Raw genomic sequence first — 23,222 nt, forward strand, 5'->3', positions numbered from 1 at the left:
AGAAAATGGGTCTGTGCTAAGAAGTTTTTTAGTGCAGACCCATTGTTTGACTATTTAAATGGATTCTATCACATCAATGACAGTACCAGTAGTCGCATCTGCATAAAATTCATACTGTTTATTTTGCCCGTCTATATTTCGTGTTACACCACCATGATAAGCAGTGTATTGTAATCCGTTTTTTTCAATGGTCTCTGGTTTCATATAAATCCAAGAGCCACTGATTGGTCCGAGTTTTTTAAAGGTTTCTTTCACTTTTACTAATGCTTTTTCTGGTGTTGTTTTTTGATTTCGGTTTAGCTGCTGCTTGGTAACATACCCTGCTGCATAGCCTAAGCCTGCAGCTAAAACTGTCTTTTTCCAACTCATTACCTATCACCTCATGTGTAGATTGGTTTTCATTACTATTATTCCCTAAGTGTATGGTAGTAAGTATAACGTAAAAGCCTTAAAATTAAAAATATATTAAGCGTTCTTAATGGAAACAAGGATAGGCATTCGTTATACTAAAATGGTATGATACATATTTAATGGAGGGGTACCTATGAATCAAGAAACGTTAGAACTATTTAAAACGCTAACAGAATTACAAGGCGCGCCTGGGAATGAACATCCAGTCCGAGCTTTTATGAAATCACAATTAGAGAAGTACTCTGACGAAGTTATTCATGATAATCTTGGTGGTGTATATGGGGTAAAACATGGTACAGGTCCACGGGTAATGGTGGCTGGTCACATGGATGAAGTAGGATTTATGGTCACTCAAATAACAAAGCAAGGATTAATTCGCTTTCAGACGCTTGGTGGCTGGTGGAACCAAGTACTACTAGCACAACGAGTACAGATTATGACAGATAATGGTCCTGTGATTGGGGTTATTAGCTCTATTCCTCCACATAATTTGACAGAGGAACAACGTAAGAAACCAATGGACATTAAAAATATGTTAATTGATATTGGTGCCGATAATAAAGCAGATGCTGAAAAAATTGGAATTAAGCCAGGCCAATCCATTGTTCCAATCTGTCCATTTACACCAATGGCAAATCCTAAAAAGATTTTAGCAAAAGCATGGGATAATCGTTATGGCTGTGGTCTTGCGATAGAATTATTAAAAGAACTACAAAACGAAGTACTTCCTAACCAATTATACTCTGGGGCAACCGTACAAGAAGAGGTTGGTCTCCGCGGTGCAAAAATTGCAGCAAATTTAATAAATCCAGATATATATTATGCATTAGATGCATCACCAGCAAATGATATGACAGGTAGTGATAGTGAATTTGGTCATTTAGGGAAAGGTGCATTATTACGTATATACGATCGGTCTATGATTACACACCGAGGAATGCGAGAATTTGTATTAGATACTGCAGAGTCTAATAATATTCCTTATCAATATTTTATTTCACAAGGTGGAACAGATGCAGGTAGTGTACATCTTTCTGGAAATGGTGTACCATCTGCAGTTATTGGAATTTGCTCACGTTACATTCATACATCCGCATCAATTATTCATGTTGATGATTATGCAGCTGCAAAAGAACTATTAATTAAGCTTGTGAAAGCAACTGATCAGAATGCGGTTGACACAATACGTAAACAATAATCTGAAAAACAGCTGCCCCTTGTGAGTAGCTGTTTTTTAATCATGGGTATTCGCCCGTTCACAGAAGGAGATAATTGCCATGAACATAATTGTTGGCTCAAAAAATCCAACTAAAGTTAATGCTGTACAAGCAATATTCGAAGATGCTGACGTAAAAGGCATAGAAGTTCCATCACTCGTATCTGCACAGCCTTTTTCCGACGAGGAGACAATGGAAGGGGCAATAAACCGTGCAAAGCAATGTGCTAATTCAAGGTCTGGAAGTGTTGGCATAGGGCTTGAAGGCGGTGTCATGTATGTTAGGGATGAATTATATTTATGTAATTGGGGAGCGCTTGTAACGCCAACTGGAGAAGTATTTGTAGCTAGTGGTGCGCGAGTTGTATTACCAAAAAATATTGAAATCGAACTTAAAAAAGGTGTCGAGCTGGGAATTATTATGGATGAATATGCTCATAAGAAAGGCGTATCTAAAAAAGAGGGTGCAATCGGAATTTTCACTAATGGGTTATTGAATCGCATGGATATGTTCTCCCAGGTTGTGGTTTTACTAAAAGGACAATGGGATTTCTGGAAGGATAAGTAGTCATACAAATAGGGTTAGTCAGTAGTAGCTATAAGTTGCTGGACTAACCCTATTATTTATTAAAATGAAAAATTATTCAAAAATATAACCGATAACATCTAATGCTTGATCAATCGTTTCTACGGTAACATTTGCTTTATTCGAAAGTTCTTTTAGTGGGTGTATGAGACTCTTCGGGCGAATAATAATGGTTGGTTTATTCATCGTAATCGCAACACTTGTATCCATCGCTGTATTCCATTGTTTATATTGTTCACCAAAGAGTGCGATGACGATATCTGCCTTTTCCATCAATACTTGCGTTCTAAAATTATTTATATCAGAAGCAGCATCATCCTTGTAATAACTGCCAGGTTGCTTTCCTAGAATCTCTTCCCCAATATTATCAGAACGATCATGGTTTGTTTGAGGACCTACAAGCTTTAATGGCAGCTGACGTTCCTGTGCTTTTTTCTTTACTTCCTCACGCCAATTATCATGAATTTGACCCGCTAAATAAACGATAAACTCCATCATACTTCCCTCCACTTTTCAATACTATTCATTTATATTAATAGTAACGAATGAATGGGGAAATGGGAAGTTATTTGGTAGGAATGCTTGAAATATCTCGAAATAATAGTAATATAAAATATGGAGTAGGCTAAAAGTAGGGGGATAAGTGAAGATGACAAAGACTACTTATATTGTAACTGCCTTGTTAGTACTTTTTATTTTTGTATTGAGTACAGTTAACTATCAATCAGAGGACAGGGTTATAAAGGAAGCCGGGGAAGCGGCCCAAACTATTTTTAGTAATGAAGATATCCCAGAAGAGAATTTTCAGGGTTCATACTTTTCTTTCTACTTGCCTAAGGATATGGAAGCGGCAGAAGCCGATGCGAATAATGCTGTACTTCAGCACGGTGATCAAATGTTTATTGTTTTTTATAATCCACTGGAAACGAAAAAGAGTGATTTAAACTTCAATGCAGCTCAAAATAAGGAAGCAATTTTGTTGGAGTCCTTTAAGGATGAAGAAAAGTTTGGTTATATTCGTATTCTTCCGGAAAAGAAAGATTATGAATTGCAGGTAGGTGTAGGTGGTGTAAAGGTGACGACCTATACCGAAAAAAGTGAAATTATTGAAGATGCCGAAAGAATTATGAAAATAGCCCTATCAATTGTAAAGTAAAGATAAGACTCTCGCTAGCAATAAGCATTGTGCTAGCTTTTTCTTTTTTACGAAAAGTAAAATGGTTGACATGGATATTTAGTATAATAAGATGAATAAAGAAAATAGTCTTAAATGAGGTTTTTGTGTTTTCCTAAACCATAAGGAGGTGACAACCTGGTTGTTATGAAGAAAATATAAAATAACCGGGTGTATTATATGAAAATGACTAGTCTTACGATGAGTAGGCTTTTAAAGGATAGGCTAATCCACCCTGATTATCATACGGAGTATAATAGGGAAAATGGAACCTTCCGTGTAGAATGGAAGAACTCCAAACAGGGTGTGACCATTAAGCTTTCAAATATAATTAGTAAATACAGTATTCGTGGTGAAGAAGCAATAGATGAATTAATAGAACATATTGATGAGTCACTAAAAATTATGAATCAATCGTATCAGCTTGAAGGAAAGGAAAAAAATATATTTCCTGTCATACGCTCTACCTCATTTCCAACGAAATCAAATGCTGGCTTAGAGCTCGTATGGAAGGATCATACTGCAGAAACAAGGATATTTTATGCTTTAGATTTAGGGAAATCCTATCGATTGATTGATTATTCTATGCTAGAAAAAGAAGGATGGGAGAAGAACCGAATTGACGAAATTGCATCCTTCAATCTACGATCGCTTGAAAATGACTATAAGCTTGATACAGTTGCAGATAATGATTTTTACTTTTTTGCAAAGCAGGATGGATACGATGCGAGCAGAATTTTAAATGAAGCATTATTAGAAGAGATGAAAGCGAATAGTAAGGGTGATTTAGCAGTTGCCACACCGCATCAGGATGTATTAATTATTGCTGATATTCAAAATAAAACCGGCTATGACATTTTAGCGCAAATGACCATGCAGTTTTTTACCGAAGGAAGAATACCAATTACTTCGTTACCATTTATATTCGAGGATAAGAAATTAACACCGATTTTTATTCTTGCTAAAAATAGACCCGAAAAATAATGAGGAAAGAGTGAGTATAGTGGACGTTTTTTATAATTCAAAAGGTATTGGGGATGTACTAATTATTCCTTTAGGAGATGCGACCGATCGTTATGATATAAGCATTGAAACGATAGGCGATGTAACTAGAATTGTGGACAAACATCAAAAGGTGCTTGGCTATAATATTCAGAATGCATCAACCTACTTCAATCTACCTGATTCAAATAAAATCAAAGTCACTCCTGAATTATTAGCTTCGTTAAAGGAACTTTTTGCAAAACTGAAGTTGGAGGATAATTTAGACTTTGATTTAAGCCCTAAGTTTGTTGTTGGATACGTGATGGAGAAAGTGCAACATGAAAATGCAGATAAATTAAGTGTTTGCCAAGTAGATGTCGGAGAGGAAAAATTACAAATCGTATGTGGTGCACCAAATGTCGAAAAGGGGCAAAAGGTAGTAGTGGCAAAGATAGGTGCTACAATGCCTAGTGGGCTTCGTATTAAACCAACAGAACTTAGAGGAGTCCCTTCAAATGGTATGATTTGTTCACAAAAGGAACTAGGCATGCCGAATGCGCCGAAAGAAAAAGGTATCTATGTATTAGACGATTCTTATACTGTTGGGGAGGCTTTTCCTGTATAATAGAAAGCAGCCTATGTTCTTTGGGACTAGGTTGCTTTTTTAATCAACAATATTTGGCAATAAAACGATATAATAGAGTAACGTTTGGATTATGGAAAGAAAGAGTGAAAAAGATGTGGGATAAGTGGAAGAAACGAATTGAAAACTTTATATGGAAGGAAGTGGAAGTGGAAGACGAACAAGAATTTTTACAGCAAGAATTCCAAGATTCCGTACAAGACATCAAGACAAGAATGACGTATCAATATCCAAATAATGATTCTTACCATATTCCAGAAATCTCTAGCTTAAAGCGGACAGGTAGTCAGCCAAAAATGGATATGGATACTCCTGCATATCTCCGTAAGGGTAAACGACAAGTTGAAAATCAAAAACAAGAAACTAGTATACAATCCGATAAACTAGAAGAAACGAAAGTAGAGAAGGAACCGTTTAAACGTACAGACGTACCTTCACCGGTTTATGGATTTCGTAGCCGTAAGCAACAAAAAGAAGTCGATTTAATACCTGCATTCATGCGTAAGCAGTTAGACTCCCCTTCTGAAGATGTGTCTCTTGGGACGGAAGGGCAAAAGACGCCAATAATTACTATTACTCAAGAAAATACTGCAGATGAAGAAATACATAGACCAGAGGTACTAGTAGAAAAAAACGGTTATTTAGATGAGTATGAGAGTACCAATAGTCAACCAATTGATAGCACTCGAGAGAATACTCGGGGTAGACGTGAAGCTGAAAAAGAGAAAACGCAAATGAAGGAACCATTAGATGTAAAGAAATCATCTTCATCTAGACTATCTCCTTTCAATGTCATAATGACACCAGAGGATAAACAAAAATTACTTTTTAAATCTGTGGATACAACGCAAAATGTTGATCATTCGAGGAAAACTGTTCCGGATGAGAGGCAACATGATCGTACAGATAAAGGGGAACAAGCACAAATACCTTTATATCTCTTAAATGACTCAGAACAGGAAAACCATAAAAATGACCAATGGATTCTTGAACAGCAGCAATTACTAGAGAAAACGTTAAAGTATTTTCATGTTCGTGCAAAGGTTGTCAATGCTACTCAAGGGCCAGCTGTAACTCGTTTTGAGGTACAACCAGAATTAGGAGTGAAGGTTAGTAAAGTAAAGAATTTAAGTGATGATTTAAAGCTAAATATGTCTGCAAAGGATATTCGAATTGAGGCTCCGATCCCTGGTAAAAATACAATAGGTATCGAGGTACCAAATCCGTCCTCGCAAATGGTTAGTCTACAGGAGATAATTGGGTCCGATACATTTCAATCCAGTTCCTCCCCGTTAACGGTGGCACTCGGCTTGAATATAGAGGGGGCCCCAATTGTAACAAATATTCAAAAGATGCCACACGGTTTAATTGCAGGTGCTACAGGATCTGGAAAAAGTGTTTGTATCAATACTATTTTGTTAAGCTTAATCTATAAAGCTAGCTATGAGGATGTTAAGTTCTTGTTAATAGATCCAAAAATGGTAGAGTTATCGCCGTATAATGGGATTCCTCACCTTGTTTCTCCAGTCATAACAGATGTAAAGGCGGCAACAGCTGCTTTAAAATGGGCTGTTAATGAAATGGAAGAACGCTATGAGCGCTTTGTTCAAGAGGGTGTACGTGATATAGAGCGCTATAACCAAAAGGTAATAAAGCAAAACCGCATGCATGAAAAAATGCCCTTTATCGTCATCGTCATAGACGAGCTTGCAGATCTTATGATGGTTTCGCCACAGGATGTAGAGGATGCTATTAGCAGAATTGCCCAAAAGGCAAGAGCTTGTGGAATTCATCTTCTTTTAGCGACTCAGCGTCCGTCTGTAGATGTATTAACTGGGCTGATTAAAGCAAACATCCCAACGAGAATAGCCTTTAGTGTATCTTCTCAGGTAGATTCCCGAACTATCATTGATTCAGGTGGCGCCGAAAAGCTATTAGGAAAAGGAGACATGCTATTTATTGAAAATGGTGCTGGAAAAAGTGTTCGTTTACAAGGACCATTCGTATCGGATGAGGAAATTGAACGTATAACAAGCTATGTTTCTTCGCTTGCTGAACCGAATTATTTATTCGAGCAAGAAACATTATTAAAGCAATTTATAGCAGATGAAGAAGAGGATGAATTACTACCAGAAGCCATCCAATTTGTATTTGAACAGGATAGTGCAAGTACATCACTTCTACAAAGACATTTTAAAATTGGCTACAATCGTGCAGCTAGATTAATGGACACACTTGAAAATAAAGGTATTATTTCCGGTCAAAATGGCAGTAAGCCACGAGATGTTTTGATTACAAGAACGGAGTTAGAAGAAATTCTTGATATGGGTCTTTAGGATTTTTACCTTGTTAAAACAGTAGCCTGGCTATATGATATAGAAGGAATATCTGATTCATAAGGAGAAAATAATGAAAGAGATAGAACAAAAGCTTAATGGGGAAATTGACCGATTAACCAATAAAACGTTTAAATTTGATGAGAGAATTAAAGAAGGGTGGTTTTCAGCAGTATATTTCCTTAAGACAAAGGAAATTGTTGAAAAGAAGCTTCCAAACAATCAAGTGACAATGCAATTTTTTCAGAAGAATGATGCCGTACTCTGTGGAACTGATGAGGCTATTGCCTTAGTCCATACATTTGCTGATCATCCAGAAACCTTGGAAATATACTCCTTGAAGGATGGGGATAAAATAAGTCCATTTGAAACTGTATTAACTATTACAGGTTCCTATCAGCAATTTGGTTATTTAGAGGGTATTATTGATGGGATATTGGCAAGAAGAACATCAGTCGCTACAAATGTATATAATGTAGTAAAAGCGGCTAAATCGTCTGGCAAAGAAAAACCTGTTATTTTCATGGGAGACAGAGATGATCATTATACGACACAAGCTGGAGATGGATATGCTGCATTTATTGGTGGTTCTACTGCTCAAGCAACTCACGCTATGAATGAGTGGTGGGGAAAAGAAGGTATGGGAACGATGCCACATGCTATGATCCAAATGTTTAAAGGTGATATTGTAGCGGCACTTCAGGCATATCATGAGGTTTTCCCAGAAGATGAGCTAGTAGCACTTGTTGATTATAATAATGATGTCATTACCGACTCGTTAAAAGCAGCGCGTGCATTTGGTAAGAAGCTTAAAGGTGTCCGGTTGGATACTTCTAATACGCTAGTAGATAAATATTTCTTAAGAAATCATCATTTGATGGGTTCCTTTGATCCACGTGGAGTTAATCCAGAATTAGTTTTTGCACTTCGCAAGGCACTTGATGAAAATGGTTTTCAGCATGTTGAAATTGTTGTTACGGGTGGTTTCACAGAGGAAAAAATTCGTTATTTTGAATCTTTAGGAGTACCAGTTAATACTTACGGTGTTGGGAGAAGCCTATTGAAAATGGGAATTGGCTTCACTGGTGATAATGTATTGCTCAACGGCTCTCCAGAGGCGAAAGAGGGACGGCGTTATCGTCCAAACCCAAGATTAGAAAAAGTTGAATACCATGCTAATCAGCATGATAGAATAATTATTGACACAACTAAATGACTATTTCATTGAAAGATAAGATTTGTTATAATTACTTATTGATTGTTGTATTAACAATTGATAGTTAGAGGCTGCCTAAGTGCTGATGCCAAAAGGAAGGTACATATGTACCGTCCTACACATATAGTTGGAGGTTCTTTTATATGACAACTTACCATTTTATTGGTATAAAGGGTACAGGAATGAGCGCGCTTGCTCAGATTCTACGTGATTCTGGTGAACAAGTACAAGGCTCAGATGTGGAAAAGAGATTTTTTACACAAGAGGCCCTAGAGAATAAAAACATACCGATATATTCATTCGCAAAAGAAAATATAACAGAGGGTTTAACAATTATTGCAGGGAATGCATACCCAGATGAACATGTGGAAATTCAAGAGGCAAAACGTCTTGGCTTACCATTTTATCGATACCATGAATTTTTAGGTGAGTGGTTAAAACAATATAAGAGTATTGCAGTGACAGGAGCACATGGAAAAACCTCTACAACAGGCTTGTTAGCACATGTATTAGAATCCGTTTTTCCAATCTCCTATTTAATAGGTGACGGTACTGGGAAAGGGCATGTAGATAGCAATTACTTTGTGTTTGAAGCATGTGAATATCGAAGACACTTTTTAGCTTACGAACCAGACTATGCTATTATGACGAATATTGATTTCGATCATCCAGATTATTTTTCTAGTATTAATGATGTGTTTGATGCATTTCAATCCATGGCAGATAACGTGAAAAAAGGTATTATTGCCTGTGGTGATGATGAAAAACTGCAGCAAATACAAACAAAAGTACCTGTTGTCTATTATGGATTTTTACCTACCAATGATTTCCAAGCCCAGAATGTTAGAGAAACAGATCATGGAACTGAATTTGATGTGTTTGTTCGAAACACATTTTACGATACTTTTACTATTCCGATGTATGGAAATCATCATGTATTGAATGCTTTAGCAGTTATTGCTATTTGCCATTACGAGGGATTATCAGCAGAAGACATGAAGAATATTAGTACATTCAAAGGTGTTAAACGTCGCTTTACCGAGAAGAAAGTTAATGATCAAATTATAATTGATGATTATGCTCACCATCCTCGTGAGATTAATGCTACCATCGAATCAGCACGTAAAAAATATCCAGAAAAGAAGGTAGTAGCTATCTTCCAGCCACACACCTTTACTCGTACAAAGACATTTTTACAGGAGTTTGCTGATAGTTTAAAGGGTGCGGATGCAGTTTATCTTTGTGATATATTCGGTTCTGCTAGAGAAGAAAGTGGACAATTAACAATTTATGATCTTCAGAAACTAATTCAAGATAGTCAAGTACTTCAATTGGAGAATATTGCCGAATTAAGTAAGTATCATGATAGTGTGTTAGTTTTTATGGGGGCAGGAGATATACAAAAGTTCCAGAAAGCATATGAAGGAACACTTTCTCCAAATCAGCTATAAAAAATACTAACTAAAGGCCTGTTACGAGCTATAAGCTGTGACAGGCCTTTTTTGTGATGTATAACTTTCGAAGCTCGGGTCTTATGTTGATAATTGGTAATGTTTTCTACTTTTTATTCGAAATTTATGATAGAAAAGCCTATAATGGTGATATACTAATAAAGAATTGTTTTTACAATGCCAATGTTTAAATGTCGAATTATTAGGGAAAGTGTTAATAAACAAGCACTTGCATATTGGCAATTCACAAGTTACCAAGAAAGGAATGGTCGTCGTTATGGAAATTTTGTTATACATTGCTGCAATCATTGCTGCCGTTGCTTTTGCAGTGCTAGTAATATACTTAGCAATGACATTAAAGGCATCAACAAGAACATTAAATAATGTGGCAAATACGTTAGAAGGCTTAGAAAAGCAACTTGAAGGAATTACTTCTGAGACAACACAGCTCCTGCATAAGACAAACAAACTTGCTGATGATTTCAGTCAAAAAACGGCAAAGTTGGATGGTTTATTTGATGGTGCAAAAGGTATCGGCGAAACAGTACAAGATCTTAATCTAACATTAAAACAATTTTCCTCAAGTATTTCCAGGGCAGCTGCTGAAAATCAGGATAAGGCGTCTCAAGCCGTAACATGGGGTGCTGCTCTATTTGATTTAATTAAAAAGAGAAAATAATAGGGAGGAATTATCATGGCAGATAATAATGGAAGAGATTTCATAATAGGCACGATAATTGGTGCAGCAGTAGGAGCGAGCTTAGCACTGTTATTTGCACCTAAATCTGGTAAAGAGTTACGTAGTGATATAAACCAAGGTGCTATGCAGGTAAAGGAACGTGCAACAGAATGGAAGGATATCGCTCAAGCAAAAGGACTTGAGTGGAAAGATATTGCACAATCTAAAAGTCAGGAATGGCTAGATATTGCTACACAAAAAGGTTCACAATTAAAAGAGAAGACCCAACATGTTACTTCCAATGTTCAAGCAAAAATTCAGGATATTCGAGAACGCTAGAATTCATTCGATGAATAAGCGCAGATGGAAAGATCCGAATATAAAATTAGGATTTAAAAAAAGCTGTAGCTAAGATAAAAAGGCTACAGCTTTTTCTTTAGTTCCAAATAATCGCTAACCTATCTCCAGCTTCAATTGGTTCATAGAAGGTAGTGGGGAGATCATTTTTTGACAGAGTGAATTTGCCATTCGCCTGGGTTAGATCAATATCCACATATCTGAAAACATCCTGAAAAATAAACATTTCCTGTTTTTTCTCTTCTAATGATAAACGATCGTTCGGGTAGAGAATAGTATCTTCGGTTAAAATCACATTATTTCTTTTAATAGCAACCTTTGGCTGTTTCATGGTAATCTTTTCATGGTTAAATGAAACATGCAACTCGGTATATAAATCAATTTGGAGCTTTTCAATAACCTCTTTCACTGTAACTGTATTATCTGTAGTGATACGCAGATCATCATTGGCTCTTAATTTATATTCAAGACTTGTAGCCTTACCATTGACAGTTAATGTTGACTCAGCTAATCCGAGATTTACCGGTTTATTGTTGACGAAAACAATGAACTCCTCATTCGTCGGGAGCTTTATTCCACTTATTGAAGATAGAAATTCCTTAATAGTTTTTGGTGTAGTAAGTACTATCTCATCTCTGTCACATACCATATATTCTTTTTGTTGTAGACTGTTGTTTACGTAGTATTGAGTTTTCAATTCATACGGTTTTCCATTAAAATGAATTACTATGGTAGGGACTTCACCAATTAATTCCTCCAACGTAAGTGTTGGTTGTTCGCCGTCCATACCTTTCTTAATTACAATTTCATCTCCATTTTGGATGGTTGTGTCAACAGTAGCTTGTTCTTGATTTAATAAAAGGGTAGGTGCTTTACCGAAATTACCTGGTAAGGTAATCTGCTTTCCATTCAGGGTAATGACTTTAGCTAATCCAGGCTTTCCATATAATTTATTTATTTCAATTCCAGCATGCACTAAGCAATCTCCGATGGTTAATTGCTTCATCTCAAACATGCGAATTACTTTTTGATTAACCTTAACCGATATATAATGTACTGGATTCTGTTTTGCAGCTATAGCAATACCAATTGGGGTCACAAAATCTGGCCCTTGTGGTAGGTTTTCTGTCTTATCTAGTGATTGAATAGCTTGGATATCCCGTATAGCAACACGGTTCTCGGGGAGCTGTAGTTTATTTGCCAGCCTTTTGGTGAACTCTGGAGTTTGACTCCCACCCCCAATAAGCATCACCGCTTTTGGTTGTGCTCCGTTCAGTCGTAATATTTCCTCGGAAATAGAGGATGCCAATTTATTAATGCTATCATCAACACGTTGAACTAAGTCTTCATAAGTAATCGTAGACTCAAAACCTAAAATATCAGCTACAATTGCTTTTCCAGTGTTTACAATTGTCCGTTTTGTTTCCTCTGCTAAGGGGAAATCTAGCAAGTACTGATCGCTAACCGCTTCTGTAATTTCATCACCAGCAATCGGTACCATTCCGTAAGCACTAATTGTTCCACTATTCGTAATAGCAATATCACTAGTTCCAGCACCAATATCAACTAATGCAACATTTAGTCGTCTCATCGATTCAGGTATCAGTACTTGAATGGCAGCAATTGGTTCTAATGTTAATGCTTCCATTTCTAAACCAGCTCTATTTAATGCAGAAATTAATGATTCCACTACAACCTTTGGTAAGAAGGTCGCAATTACTTCTACAGTGGCAGTTTGCCCACTTTGGTCAATAAGTGAACCAATGTTCTCTTCATCAATTTTATAGTACAAGACAGAATAACCTACACAATAATAATTAGAAAAATCACTTGCAGATTCTGAAGCTACTTTTAATTGTGCTGTATGTACCGCACTTAATTCTAAATGTTTTATGGTTTCAAAGTCACTTATAGGCTTTTGATTCAGCTCTATCGTTGCTTGAGATACGACTGTTTTTAAGGATCTACCAGCAGCTGCCACACAAACCTTATGTAATGTTCCAGAATTTTTTTCAAGGGATTCCTTTACTTCCCGAATAATCTCTGCTACTTCCACAACGTTGTGAATTTGTCCATCAAGCATGGACCTGACCTTATGTTCTTTGACACAATAGTCAATTAATGTATAATTCGAACCATGCTCTTCTAATAGAATCCCGGTAACGGAACGTGTACCAATGTCTAATGCAAATATAGGTTCGTTTTTCATCTGTTTATCCCCCCAAAGTCAAACGCTAAATATCCACTGACTAACTATTTTACTATTCTTTATTATAACTGAAAGATGACAAAGAGAAAATTATTCGCTATAATTGTGTCACATTATGTAAAATAATGTTTGATAATGTTTTCTTTCCGTTCAGGAGGCTTTAATATGAAATTCAATGAGTTAGACCAGTTACGTGAACGTCTTGATGACGTGAATTTACAATTGCTAGAGCTTGTGAATTTACGAGCAGCTATTGTAAAACAAATTGGTCAAATTAAGAATAAGCAAGGTATGAATAGATTTGATCCAGTGCGTGAGAGACAAATGCTTGATCAGCTGATAAAATTTAATAATGGTCCTTTTGAAAATTCTACCATTGAGCATATCTTCAAGGAAATATTCAAGGCGGGTCTTGAGCTAATAGAGGACGACGATCGAAAAGAACTTTTAGTGTCTAGAAAAAGAAAACCAGAAAACACGGTTATTGATATTAATGGAGAATTGATCGGGGAAGGGAAGGTTCATTTTGTAATGGGACCTTGTGCTGTCGAAACCTATGAACAAGTGAAAGAAGTTGCTCAAGCTGTCAAAAGCAAAGGAATAAAACTTTTCCGTGGTGGAGCATTTAAACCGCGTACATCTCCTTATGATTTTCAAGGGCTTGGAATAGAGGGTTTACAGATTCTTCGGCAGGTTGCTAATGAGTTTGATTTAGCAGTTGTAAGTGAAATTGTAAATCCAGCACATATTGAAGAAGCATTAGAGTATGTAGATGTGATTCAAATTGGTGCTAGAAATATGCAAAACTTTGAGCTGTTAAAAGCTGCAGGTGAGGTGAACAAGCCTGTTCTCTTAAAGCGTGGTCTATCTGCAACTATCTCTGAATTTATAAATGCTGCAGAATATATCATTTCAAGAGGTAATGGTAATATTATACTTTGTGAAAGAGGAATCAGAACCTATGAGACGGCAACAAGAAATACGTTAGACATTTCTGCAGTGCCAATTCTAAAAAAGGAAACTCATTTACCTGTAATGGTTGATGTTACCCATTCTACTGGAAGACGTGATTTACTCATTCCTACTGCAAGGGCAGCAATCGCAATCGGTGCTGATGGTGTTATGGCAGAGGTACATCCAGACCCTGCTGTTGCCTTATCGGATTCTTTACAACAGATGGATATTCCAACCTTTAATCATTTCATTGACGAAATGTCGAATTTTGCTGCAACGATTCATAGTTATGAATAAATAGTGGCATTCCCCTTGTACAGGTGGGATGCTTTTTGCTATTTTCCATCAAATTTTGCTTAGAAGAAGTTCCATTTAAATGATAAATATTTTTGTATTTTTTTACATGGTAGAGTATGATAATTAATAGTTATTGCGTATCTTATATGATAGAACGGATTAGAGGAGGTAATGGTTATGACAGTAACAATATATGATGTAGCGAGAGAGGCAAATGTTTCAATGGCAACGGTTTCCCGTGTTGTTAATGGAAATCCAAATGTTAAACCAACAACACGAAAAAAGGTTTTAGCAACAATTGAACGGTTAGGATATCGACCTAATGCAGTTGCGCGTGGTCTTGCAAGTAAAAAGACGACAACAGTAGGGGCAATTATTCCTGATATATCGAGCATCTTTTTTGCAGAATTAGCTCGAGGTATTGAGGATATTGCAACCATGTATAAATACAACATTATATTAAGTAATTCAGATCAAAATAAAGATAAGGAACTTCAATTAATTAATACGATGCTAGAAAAACAAGTGGATGGAATCATCTTTATGGGTGGTAATATCTCAGAAGAACATGTTCATGAATTCTCATCTGCATCTGTTCCGGTAGTATTGGCAGCAACGTTAGATGACTCGGATACAATTCCTTCTGTGAATATTGATTATGAGGCTGCTGGATATGAAGCTACTAAGTATCTCATTGATAAAGGTAATAAGAAGGTTGCATTTATTTCCGGGAAAGAAGAATATACCATTAATGATTTGAAATATAAGGGATATTTACGTGCACTAGAGGAATCATCGATAACACCAACTGATGATTTTATTGTGCGTGGAGAATATACGTACGAGTCCGGAATCAATGCGGTTAATAAGTTTATGAGCTTAAATGATAAGCCAACTGCTATTTTTGCTGCATCAGATCAAATAGCTCTAGGTGCCATTCATGGGGCACAGGATTTAGGGTATAAGGTCCCTAAAGATATTGAGGTTTTTGGTTTTGATAATACAAAGCTAGCCTACATGGTACGGCCAACCCTATCTACGGTTGTACAGCCAATGTACGATATTGGTGCGGTAGCGATGCGTTTATTAACGAAGTATATGAACAAGGAAGAAGTAGAAGAGAAAAAAGTAGTATTACCACATCGTCTTATCGAAAGAAACTCAACGAAGTAAAACTATGTCGCTAAAAATATAGAAACCAGAATTTTGGGGAGCGAGAATATGAGAAAACGGGATTTTTTAACTCCTATTGGCATTACTGTTGGCTTTGTAATAATCATGCTTGCGATATTAGCAAATGCCGGAGTACAAGGCTTTGTATCTTTTCTAGACGTTGCTTCTATTCTAATTGTAATAGGAGGGGTAATCGGATCATTGCTGATTAACTTCAATGTTGAACAGATAAAATTAACAGGCAGAGTGTTGAAGGAATCCTTTAATCAAAATGAACGCAAACTACCAGATCTTATTAAGCTTTTTATTCGTTTATCTGAAAAAGCTAGAAGAGAAGGAATTTTGGCTTTAGAAAATGAAGTAGAAGATGTTGAGGATGAATTTATTAAAAAAGGAATATTATTAGCAGTTGACGGGGTCGAGCCTGAGGTCATCCATGATATTATGAATGCTGAGATTACGGCAATGGAAGAACGTCATGAACGTGGTCGTATGATACTAGTGAAATGTGGTGATTATGCCCCTGCGTGGGGAATGATTGGAACATTAATAGGTCTTGTATTGATGTTAAATAATCTTCAGGATCCATCTTCATTAGGTCCTAGCATGGCTGTTGCATTATTGACAACCTTATATGGTACAGTCCTTGCAAATCTCTTTTTTATCCCTGTAGCGAGTAAATTAGAAAACAAAACGGAAGAGGAAATTTTTATCAAACAAATTATTATTGAAGGTATAATTGGCGTACAATCTGGTCAAAATCCACGAATATTGGAAGAAAAACTTAGTGCTTTCCTAGCTAAGGATTCCAAATTAAAGCAATGGAACGATGAAAAATCAACATTCGTGGGGGAGGGCCTAAATGAAGCGTAGAGAAAGAAGAAAAAGGATTGATAAAGGTGCACCAAAATGGATGGTAACTTATTCAGATATGGTCACATTAATTTTAGTCTTTTTCATTTTATTATTCTCTATGTCACAAATTGACGCAGCAAAGTTCGAAGAGATTTCTGAATCATTTCGAAATCGAATGATCTTTGATTTTTCCTCTTCAGCTGTACCAATGGAAAATTCAACTGGAAATACAAGTGGCGAAGAAAAAGGACAAACAGCCAATGGTTTTGAAAATGCTAGTTCAACGAAGGACAAAGAAATTGGTGGATCTACTGACACTAATCAAACGAAAGATACACTAGATGACTTAATGGTTGAGGTAGAGAATTACTTAGACCAAAATAAATTAAATAATGTAGTTTCTGCTAATCGATCAGAACGTGGTGTTGTCTTAGTGTTGCAGGATAGTATATTATTTGACCCAGGTGAAGCAGATATATTACCTTCCGCTTTACCATTTTTAACGAAGGTTGGAAATCTGTTATCACAGATTGATAATCAGATAAAGGTGGAGGGACATACCGATAATGTTCCAATGTCAAGCTACCGTTATCCATCTAACTGGGAGTTATCTGGAGCAAGGGCAAGTAGTGTTGTTCGCTTTCTAGTAGATGAAAATGGATTGTCTGAAGATCGTTTTGCAATAGCGGGGTATAGTGATACTCGTCCAGTTGCTACAAATGATACATCGACAAATCGAAGTAAAAATAGACGCGTGGAAATTGTAATCTTAGAGAAAAGCCAAGAAAGTTAAAAGGAGTTGATCATCAACTCCTTTTAACTTTCGTATATTTTAGCAATTGAGAGAGGGTATTTTGATTTTTTTCCTCAATTTCTTTTTTTCTTGGGATGCATGGAATGTCTTGTATTGGATCATTCCAGGTTTTGGGTAATAGCTCTGTTGTTTGCTCTTGCCATTTCTCTATCCACTTTTCTGGCAATAAACCGCTTACAGTTTTTCCATCCTTCATTACATTCCAAACCTGTGACCATGCTCGTGGAACTACTCGCCATATATCATAGCCGCCACCACCTAGTGCAATCCATTTCCCATCACAATATTTATTTGCAACTTCTAGTGCGATTCTCGGTATTTTCTCATAAATTGCCATGGATCCACATAAATGCGTCAGTGGGTCATAATAATGGGCATCAGCACCATTTTGTGTAATTAAAATATCCGGTTTAAAATAATCTGCTATTTCATATAAGGCAGTTTCATAGATTTGAATAAAAGATTCGTCTTGGGTGAATGCATCAATTGGTAAATTAAAACTGAAGCCGTGACCTTCCTTAATTCCTCTTTCTGTTACATTCCCTGTTCCAGGAAATAAATATCTTCCAGTCTCATGGATTGAAAACGTACAAACATTAGGATCGTCATAAAAAGCCCATTGTACTCCATCACCATGATGGGCATCAGTATCTACATAAAGTACCCTTAAATTGTAGTTTTTACGAATATATTGGACGGCAATAGCAGCATCATTATAAATACAGAATCCAGAGGCTTTATGTTTTAAACCGTGATGGAGCCCCCCGGAAAAATTCACTGCTGTTTTTGCACCATCTTTTAAGACAGCATCAACTGCCGTAAGAGTAGCTCCTACTATGCGTGAGGTTGCATCATGCATGTTTGGGAATACAGGGGTATCCTCTGTACCTAGCCCATACTTTAATAATTGCTCTTTTGTTAATGTATTGGCTGATTTTACAGCATGGATAAAGCTATTGTCGTGAATTAAAGCAATTTCTTCTTCAGTTGCAATTCGCGGCTTTATGATATTTTCATGATTCAGTTGGCCTGCATCTTCTAGTAACTCTTTTGTTAACAGCACACGCTTTTGATTAAAAGGGTGTTCTTCATGAAAGTGATAGCTTAATAAGTGCTCATCATAGACAAATCTATTTAATTTACTCATAATTTTGGCTCCGGAATATTATTTGGCCACATTAATTCATAGCCTGCTTGACGCAAGTCACGAATGATTGGAAGTGGGTTCATCGTTTGAATTCGAAAAACTAATATTTTATATTCAGGATTATTTTTATATGGGTAAACTAATACAGATGAAATGTTTAATCCACGGTTCCCAAAAACAGATGCTACCTCAGGAAGGATACCAGGTCTATTTGGGACCTTCACTTCAATATGTGATCCTTGAATATGTGTTCCTGTAAGTTGGATTAATGTATATAATAAGTCTTTTTCAGTAATGATTCCAACTAGCACACCATTACTTACAACGGGTAAACAAGCAATTTCATGGTCATAAAATATACGAGCAACCTCTTCAACAAAGTCTAAAGGATGTACCGTAATAACAGGGGATTTCATAATGGTTGCAATGTTTTTATTGAGAATATCTTGGTTCTCGTCTGCCGAAAAAATAGAAGGACTTGCATCACGAATATCACGATCGGATACGATACCAACAATAGAATAATCCTCATCAACTATCGGGATATGTCTTATTCGGTGAGCAAGGAGCAGCTGATGGGCAGTTACGATAGAATCTGTGGGTTGAAGTGTAATTACATCTTGCTTCATAATCTCCTCTACATGCATTATAAACCCTCCCTCATGTCACGTAATTGATGGCGTTTAAAAAATCGCAGTGTTTCAAATTGTTTAATGGAATCCTCCGAAACATTTTTTCCGATACGAACCATTAAACAATTTGCTGGATGGGAAATAATCTCAGGGTCATCAGTCGGCGCAGGTAACAGGTCTCCAGCAGCCATCATTTTTTCCATCACCTTCCGATATTCCCAAACACTTAAATTTGTCCCTTTTAGATCCCAGTGCCAGTAATACTCAGTTGAAATTACTATATAGTTTTCCATAAACTCATCCATCATAGAAACCTTAAGTAAATTTGAGGCAATGCCACTCCCACGATATTCTGGGATTACTTCAATTGCACCCAACTCTATTAATTCCTTCATTTGGAAAGTAGACCATCTTTCCAATGGATCTGGGTACAGATAGGTTACGTATCCAATGATGGTGTTATCTTTCCTAGCAATGATAATTCGGCCTTCTGATAAATCAGCAATGCTCAATATTGCTTGAAATTGCTTTGTAGCAGGTCTAAATGAAGTTAAGTTTTCGTGAAAGTGATAATTCATTAAGGAAGGTGTTGATATAGGACCCTCAATAATGATTGCTTCATCTTTTATATGAAGTTCCTTTCTGAAGTGCGTTTTCAAATGCTCCATTGGATACTCTCCACCACCGATTTATCAATTATTGCTTTTATTATACCGTATTATCGTGCTAATTTTTAGTCTTTTTCTAATAGATGTAATGGAATAGTTAAAAAAGCATTTAGCTAATCAATGTAAAAAAGAAGAGGGCTATAAACCCTCTTCTTAGTCTCTGCCATTGTTGCCTCGTCCATTTGTATTGTCGTTTCCATTCTCGCTCCCGTTCCCAGGGTCATTATTATCTGAACCATTATCATCATCACCAGTTGCTGGTTGCTCCTTATCTGGATCTGGGTCTCCTTTTGGAGGATCTGGTTTCTTAGAATCATCAGGTTTCGTGAATTTTCCTATGATTAATTCATTGGATCCGGCTGATTCTAAACCAGAATAATCGACTGCTTTTACAACATAAACACCATTACCACTAGGAGCATTAAATTTTGTCTCAACGGAAATTCCGATTAGCTTAAATTCTTCACCTGGCTCTGATGCACGATAGATTCGATATCCAATGACATCTTTGCTCTTTGAAGCCGTCCAGGTTAGTGCACGACCACTGTTTTTTAAGGATGTCGGAACAGTTGGAGCTTTTCCATCGTCATTTACTATGGTGCTTAGTCCTTTTATGCTTGGCATACTTACTTTTTCCCATGCTTCCTTTCTAAATGAAGGATACAGCTGCGTTATATCCTTTAAGAGATCATAACCGTTACGTTTTAACCAATCTGGATTAAACGAAACCCCATCATCTTGAACGAATTCTTTTGGCGTATTTGGTCCTGCAGGAACTGCCTTACCATCCACGAGAACATAGGATCCTTGGATTAAACTATCATCTACCTTTGTTGGTACAAAATTAACATTAAATATATCACTGGAAACAAGTCCTACCTGTGAACATAATTTCGATGGAAGCATTCCAGATGTAGCACAAATATTTCGAGATACTATTCCAGATGGCTGTTGAAATCTTTTGCTAGGTGCTACTAAGTCTGGTCGTATATCTGAGGCAGCATTTATAAGCTCTGCCCATAGTTTTATATTTCGATCGCCATGGTACAATTGACAGCTATTACATACTAATGATTGAGGAATATCATATCCTAGCCAAGCGCCCATCGTAACATTTGGGTTGCTAGCTACAAAATGTACGTCCTGTGTATTTTGTGAAGTACCAGTTTTTCCAGCCCAATCAACATTCTTGTATTTTAGCTGTGATGGAAGATAGGCTGCAGAACCATTTGAAATAACATCCCGCATCATATCTAACGTTAAATAGCTTGTTTGCGGAGAAAATACATCCACAGGTTCACTCTTTTGTTCAAAAATTACTTCTCCATCCTGTGTGGTAATCTTGTCAATCATGTATGCATCTACAAACTTACCACCATTTGCAAAAGTAACATAGGCATTTGTATTTTCTTCTATGGATATACCATAGGTTGTTCCACCAATTGCCAAAGCAGGATTCCCATACTCGTTATCCATGATTGATGTTATCCCCATTTTCCGAAGATATTTATCAACGATATTATCATTCATGATTTGTGTATATACCTTAATTGCTGGAATATTATAGGAATCCTTTAAATTTGCCCGTACCGAAAGGAGTCCATGAAATTTATAATCAAAGTTATTTGGATTATATGGCCCGCTACCAGTATTAAACGTAGTTTTTACGTCCGCAACAGGAGTACCTGGTTGAACGACACCCATTTCCATCGCAGGGGCATATACTAGTAAAGGCTTCATGGTACTACCATTGGGGCGTATTGCTCCAGTAGCATAATTTACTTGATTCTCTAAACTAAACCCACGTCCACCTAAGAAGCTAATTATTCTTCCTGTATTGTTTTCAATAAGAATGGCACCAGCCTCAACGCGCTGGGTAATCCGTTTCTTTTCTCCAGTAACTGGATCCTTCACTGTACCCGTCCAATCGGGTCCATAATGTTTAAAGTTTTTTGCCACCTCTTGAAATGCATCATATATATCCTTATCAATCGTGGAGTGAATGTTATAACCATTTCTACGTAAGTCTCGATATGCAAGTATCATATACTGCTCACGAAGTTCATCATTTTCTGCTAAATCCTCTTTTGAATATCCATCCTTTTCAGCTAGTATATACATGATAATTTCTTTTGCTCGTTTCTCTAATTCAAACGTTAGGTAAGGATATTTTTCCATTGGTGACTCGGATTCTGAGACGAAATCTGCAGTAATATCATAATTCATTGCTTTGTTGTACTCATCTTCCGTAATGTAATTTAACTCATACATACGGCTAAGAACAACTTTCATACGATTTATACCAGGCTCTATACCTTCTTTACTTTTTAATCCACCACCAGTTTCAAATGGAGTATAGTATGATGGGCTCTGCGGTAATCCAGCTAAAAAGGCAGCCTGAGGTAAATTTACTTCATTTGCATTTATGCCAAAAATTTCTCTAGCTGCAGTCTGAACTCCAGCAATATTACGACCATTTGGTCCACGGCCATATGGGATAATATTCAAATACGCTTCTAATATTTGTTCCTTATCAAAAAACTGTTCCAAGCGCATTGCTAATAAAATTTCTTTTGCCTTCCGTTCAAAAGATACTTCATTTGTTAAAATTTGATTTTTAATTAGCTGCTGGGTTAACGTACTACCACCAGATTTTAGGTCAGAATTGGTAATTTCTTGTACTATAGCTCGGACAATTGCCTTAGGTACAACACCATTATGTTCAAAGAAGTATTCGTCCTCAGTAGCAACAACAGCGTCAATTAAAGTCGGAGAGATATCTTCCAATTTTGTTTCTTCACGGTGTAAATCGGATTGAATATCACCGATATATACATCTCCTGCAAAATATAATTTTGATGTTTCTTCATAATTGTAAATATCCTTTTCCATGTTTTCATATGATAGGATTGGTTCATCTTTTACCAAGGATGCAAAATATCCGAATCCTATTCCAACCCCAAAGAACATTCCGATGATTCCAATTGCAATGAAGAATAGAATAACATTCCAAATAACATCATATGTAATTCGAGAAGCACGTTGTATTTTACCTGTGCTCCACATGGATTTTGTCTTTTTTACAAAGTTATGGAGAATTTGTTTAAAGTCCACGTTTAACCCCCCTATTTTACCAAGATTAATTATAGCATAGACGATGTAAAGGGAGGTAGACGAAAAATAAAATAATTGCATTTTCTAATATTATTTAATATGATAAGAAGTAATACTATATTTAAAAGCTATGATAGAAATAGTAGTAATGCAAATCCCTATTCAAGAGAGCTGGTGGTAGGTGGAAACCAGTATATATTTGCTTGCGAATTACAATTCTGGAGCATTCTTAATGAGCCAAATAGGTGAAATTAAGACGGTGTAGTCATCGTTAACAACCCCAAAGTGGCAATTTCAATTGCAACA

At 36.5% G+C, this 23,222-nt stretch carries 21 protein-coding genes and 1 other annotated feature (1 of these 22 running past the window's edge); of the genes, 14 read left to right on the forward strand and 7 right to left on the reverse strand.

The window, feature by feature from the left end:
• Positions 1-54 precede the first annotated feature (54 nt).
• Complete coding sequence (locus KI338_RS17275; RefSeq protein ID WP_212922277.1) at positions 55-369, reverse strand: PepSY domain-containing protein; 315 nt, start codon at positions 367-369, stop codon at positions 55-57.
• A gap of 175 nt (positions 370-544) precedes the next feature.
• Here KI338_RS17275 and KI338_RS17280 point away from each other — a divergent pair, with 175 nt between their 5' ends.
• A complete protein-coding gene (locus KI338_RS17280) occupies positions 545-1,609 on the forward strand; it encodes a M42 family metallopeptidase (RefSeq protein ID WP_212922278.1) in 1,065 nt (354 codons plus the stop codon).
• Positions 1,610-1,688: 79 nt separating this feature from the next.
• Complete coding sequence (locus tag KI338_RS17285) at positions 1,689-2,195, forward strand: DUF84 family protein (protein WP_212922279.1); 507 nt, start codon at positions 1,689-1,691, stop codon at positions 2,193-2,195.
• A gap of 72 nt (positions 2,196-2,267) precedes the next feature.
• Here the strand turns inward: KI338_RS17285 and KI338_RS17290 are convergent, their stop codons facing one another.
• Positions 2,268-2,708 carry a YtoQ family protein gene (locus KI338_RS17290; RefSeq protein WP_212922310.1) on the reverse strand — a complete coding sequence of 147 codons (441 nt, stop codon included), beginning with the start codon at positions 2,706-2,708 and terminating at the stop codon, positions 2,268-2,270.
• A 154-nt stretch (positions 2,709-2,862) separates the two neighbouring features.
• On the opposite strand from KI338_RS17290, the gene KI338_RS17295 reads away from it, so the two are divergent.
• The 8 genes from KI338_RS17295 (at position 2,863) to KI338_RS17330 (ending at position 11,035) form a co-directional block, all read left to right on the forward strand.
• Positions 2,863-3,369, forward strand: coding sequence for a hypothetical protein (locus KI338_RS17295; RefSeq protein ID WP_212922280.1), 507 nt, complete (start codon positions 2,863-2,865; stop codon positions 3,367-3,369).
• Positions 3,370-3,567: 198 nt separating this feature from the next.
• A complete protein-coding gene (locus tag KI338_RS17300; protein WP_212922281.1) occupies positions 3,568-4,371 on the forward strand; it encodes a DUF1444 domain-containing protein in 804 nt (267 codons plus the stop codon).
• Positions 4,372-4,390: 19 nt separating this feature from the next.
• Positions 4,391-4,996 (forward strand): YtpR family tRNA-binding protein, encoded by a 606-nt coding sequence (gene ytpR / locus KI338_RS17305; protein ID WP_212922282.1) that lies wholly within the window; start codon positions 4,391-4,393, stop codon positions 4,994-4,996.
• 113 nt (positions 4,997-5,109) lie between these two features.
• Positions 5,110-7,350, forward strand: a complete 2,241-nt coding sequence (locus tag KI338_RS17310) for a DNA translocase FtsK (RefSeq protein WP_212922311.1) — start codon at positions 5,110-5,112, stop codon at positions 7,348-7,350.
• A gap of 73 nt (positions 7,351-7,423) precedes the next feature.
• Positions 7,424-8,566 (forward strand): nicotinate phosphoribosyltransferase, encoded by a 1,143-nt coding sequence (locus KI338_RS17315; RefSeq protein WP_212922283.1) that lies wholly within the window; start codon positions 7,424-7,426, stop codon positions 8,564-8,566.
• A 143-nt stretch (positions 8,567-8,709) separates the two neighbouring features.
• Complete coding sequence (gene murC, locus KI338_RS17320) at positions 8,710-10,017, forward strand: UDP-N-acetylmuramate--L-alanine ligase (RefSeq protein ID WP_212922284.1); 1,308 nt, start codon at positions 8,710-8,712, stop codon at positions 10,015-10,017.
• Between the two features lie 277 nt (positions 10,018-10,294).
• On the forward strand, positions 10,295-10,696 hold the full coding sequence (locus KI338_RS17325) for a DUF948 domain-containing protein (RefSeq protein ID WP_212922285.1): 402 nt from the start codon (positions 10,295-10,297) through the stop codon (positions 10,694-10,696).
• A 15-nt stretch (positions 10,697-10,711) separates the two neighbouring features.
• A complete protein-coding gene (locus tag KI338_RS17330; protein ID WP_212922286.1) occupies positions 10,712-11,035 on the forward strand; it encodes a YtxH domain-containing protein in 324 nt (107 codons plus the stop codon).
• A gap of 97 nt (positions 11,036-11,132) precedes the next feature.
• On the opposite strand, the gene KI338_RS17335 is transcribed toward KI338_RS17330, so the two are convergent.
• Positions 11,133-13,262, reverse strand: a complete 2,130-nt coding sequence (locus tag KI338_RS17335) for a cell division protein FtsA (protein WP_212922287.1) — start codon at positions 13,260-13,262, stop codon at positions 11,133-11,135.
• A 165-nt stretch (positions 13,263-13,427) separates the two neighbouring features.
• Between KI338_RS17335 and KI338_RS17340 the strand changes: the two genes are divergently transcribed.
• The 4 genes from KI338_RS17340 (at position 13,428) to motS (ending at position 17,334) form a co-directional block, all read left to right on the forward strand.
• Positions 13,428-14,513 carry a bifunctional 3-deoxy-7-phosphoheptulonate synthase/chorismate mutase gene (locus KI338_RS17340; protein WP_212922288.1) on the forward strand — a complete coding sequence of 362 codons (1,086 nt, stop codon included), beginning with the start codon at positions 13,428-13,430 and terminating at the stop codon, positions 14,511-14,513.
• Between the two features lie 177 nt (positions 14,514-14,690).
• The gene (ccpA, locus tag KI338_RS17345) at positions 14,691-15,686 is read left to right on the forward strand and encodes a catabolite control protein A (protein WP_212922289.1); all 996 of its coding nucleotides are present in this window, start codon (positions 14,691-14,693) and stop codon (positions 15,684-15,686) included.
• A gap of 48 nt (positions 15,687-15,734) precedes the next feature.
• Positions 15,735-16,559, forward strand: a complete 825-nt coding sequence (gene motP / locus KI338_RS17350; protein ID WP_212922290.1) for a flagellar motor protein MotP — start codon at positions 15,735-15,737, stop codon at positions 16,557-16,559.
• Positions 16,549-17,334 (forward strand): flagellar motor protein MotS, encoded by a 786-nt coding sequence (motS, locus tag KI338_RS17355; RefSeq protein ID WP_212922291.1) that lies wholly within the window; start codon positions 16,549-16,551, stop codon positions 17,332-17,334. The genes motP and motS overlap by 11 nt, the downstream gene beginning before the upstream one ends.
• A 13-nt stretch (positions 17,335-17,347) precedes the next feature.
• Here the strand turns inward: motS and KI338_RS17360 are convergent, their stop codons facing one another.
• From KI338_RS17360 to KI338_RS17375, 4 genes are all read right to left on the reverse strand, one after another.
• A complete protein-coding gene (locus tag KI338_RS17360) occupies positions 17,348-18,502 on the reverse strand; it encodes an acetoin utilization protein AcuC (RefSeq protein WP_212922292.1) in 1,155 nt (384 codons plus the stop codon).
• Positions 18,499-19,149: an acetoin utilization AcuB family protein gene (locus KI338_RS17365; RefSeq protein ID WP_212922293.1), complete on the reverse strand. Its 651-nt coding sequence runs from the start codon at positions 19,147-19,149 to the stop codon at positions 18,499-18,501. Before KI338_RS17365 ends, KI338_RS17360 begins: the two co-directional genes overlap by 4 nt.
• Positions 19,149-19,802 carry a GNAT family N-acetyltransferase gene (locus KI338_RS17370; protein ID WP_212922294.1) on the reverse strand — a complete coding sequence of 218 codons (654 nt, stop codon included), beginning with the start codon at positions 19,800-19,802 and terminating at the stop codon, positions 19,149-19,151. Before KI338_RS17370 ends, KI338_RS17365 begins: the two co-directional genes overlap by 1 nt.
• 153 nt (positions 19,803-19,955) lie before the next feature.
• Entirely contained in the window at positions 19,956-22,916 is a 2,961-nt protein-coding gene (locus KI338_RS17375; protein WP_244853735.1) for a transglycosylase domain-containing protein, read from the reverse strand.
• A gap of 121 nt (positions 22,917-23,037) precedes the next feature.
• Positions 23,038-23,222 (forward strand) — a binding site (T-box leader); it runs 34 nt beyond the window's last position.

Origin of the sequence: Ornithinibacillus bavariensis, assembly GCF_018333235.1 — a bacterium.
In the GTDB taxonomy this organism is placed as follows: Bacteria; Bacillota; Bacilli; order Bacillales; family Amphibacillaceae; genus Ornithinibacillus; species Ornithinibacillus bavariensis.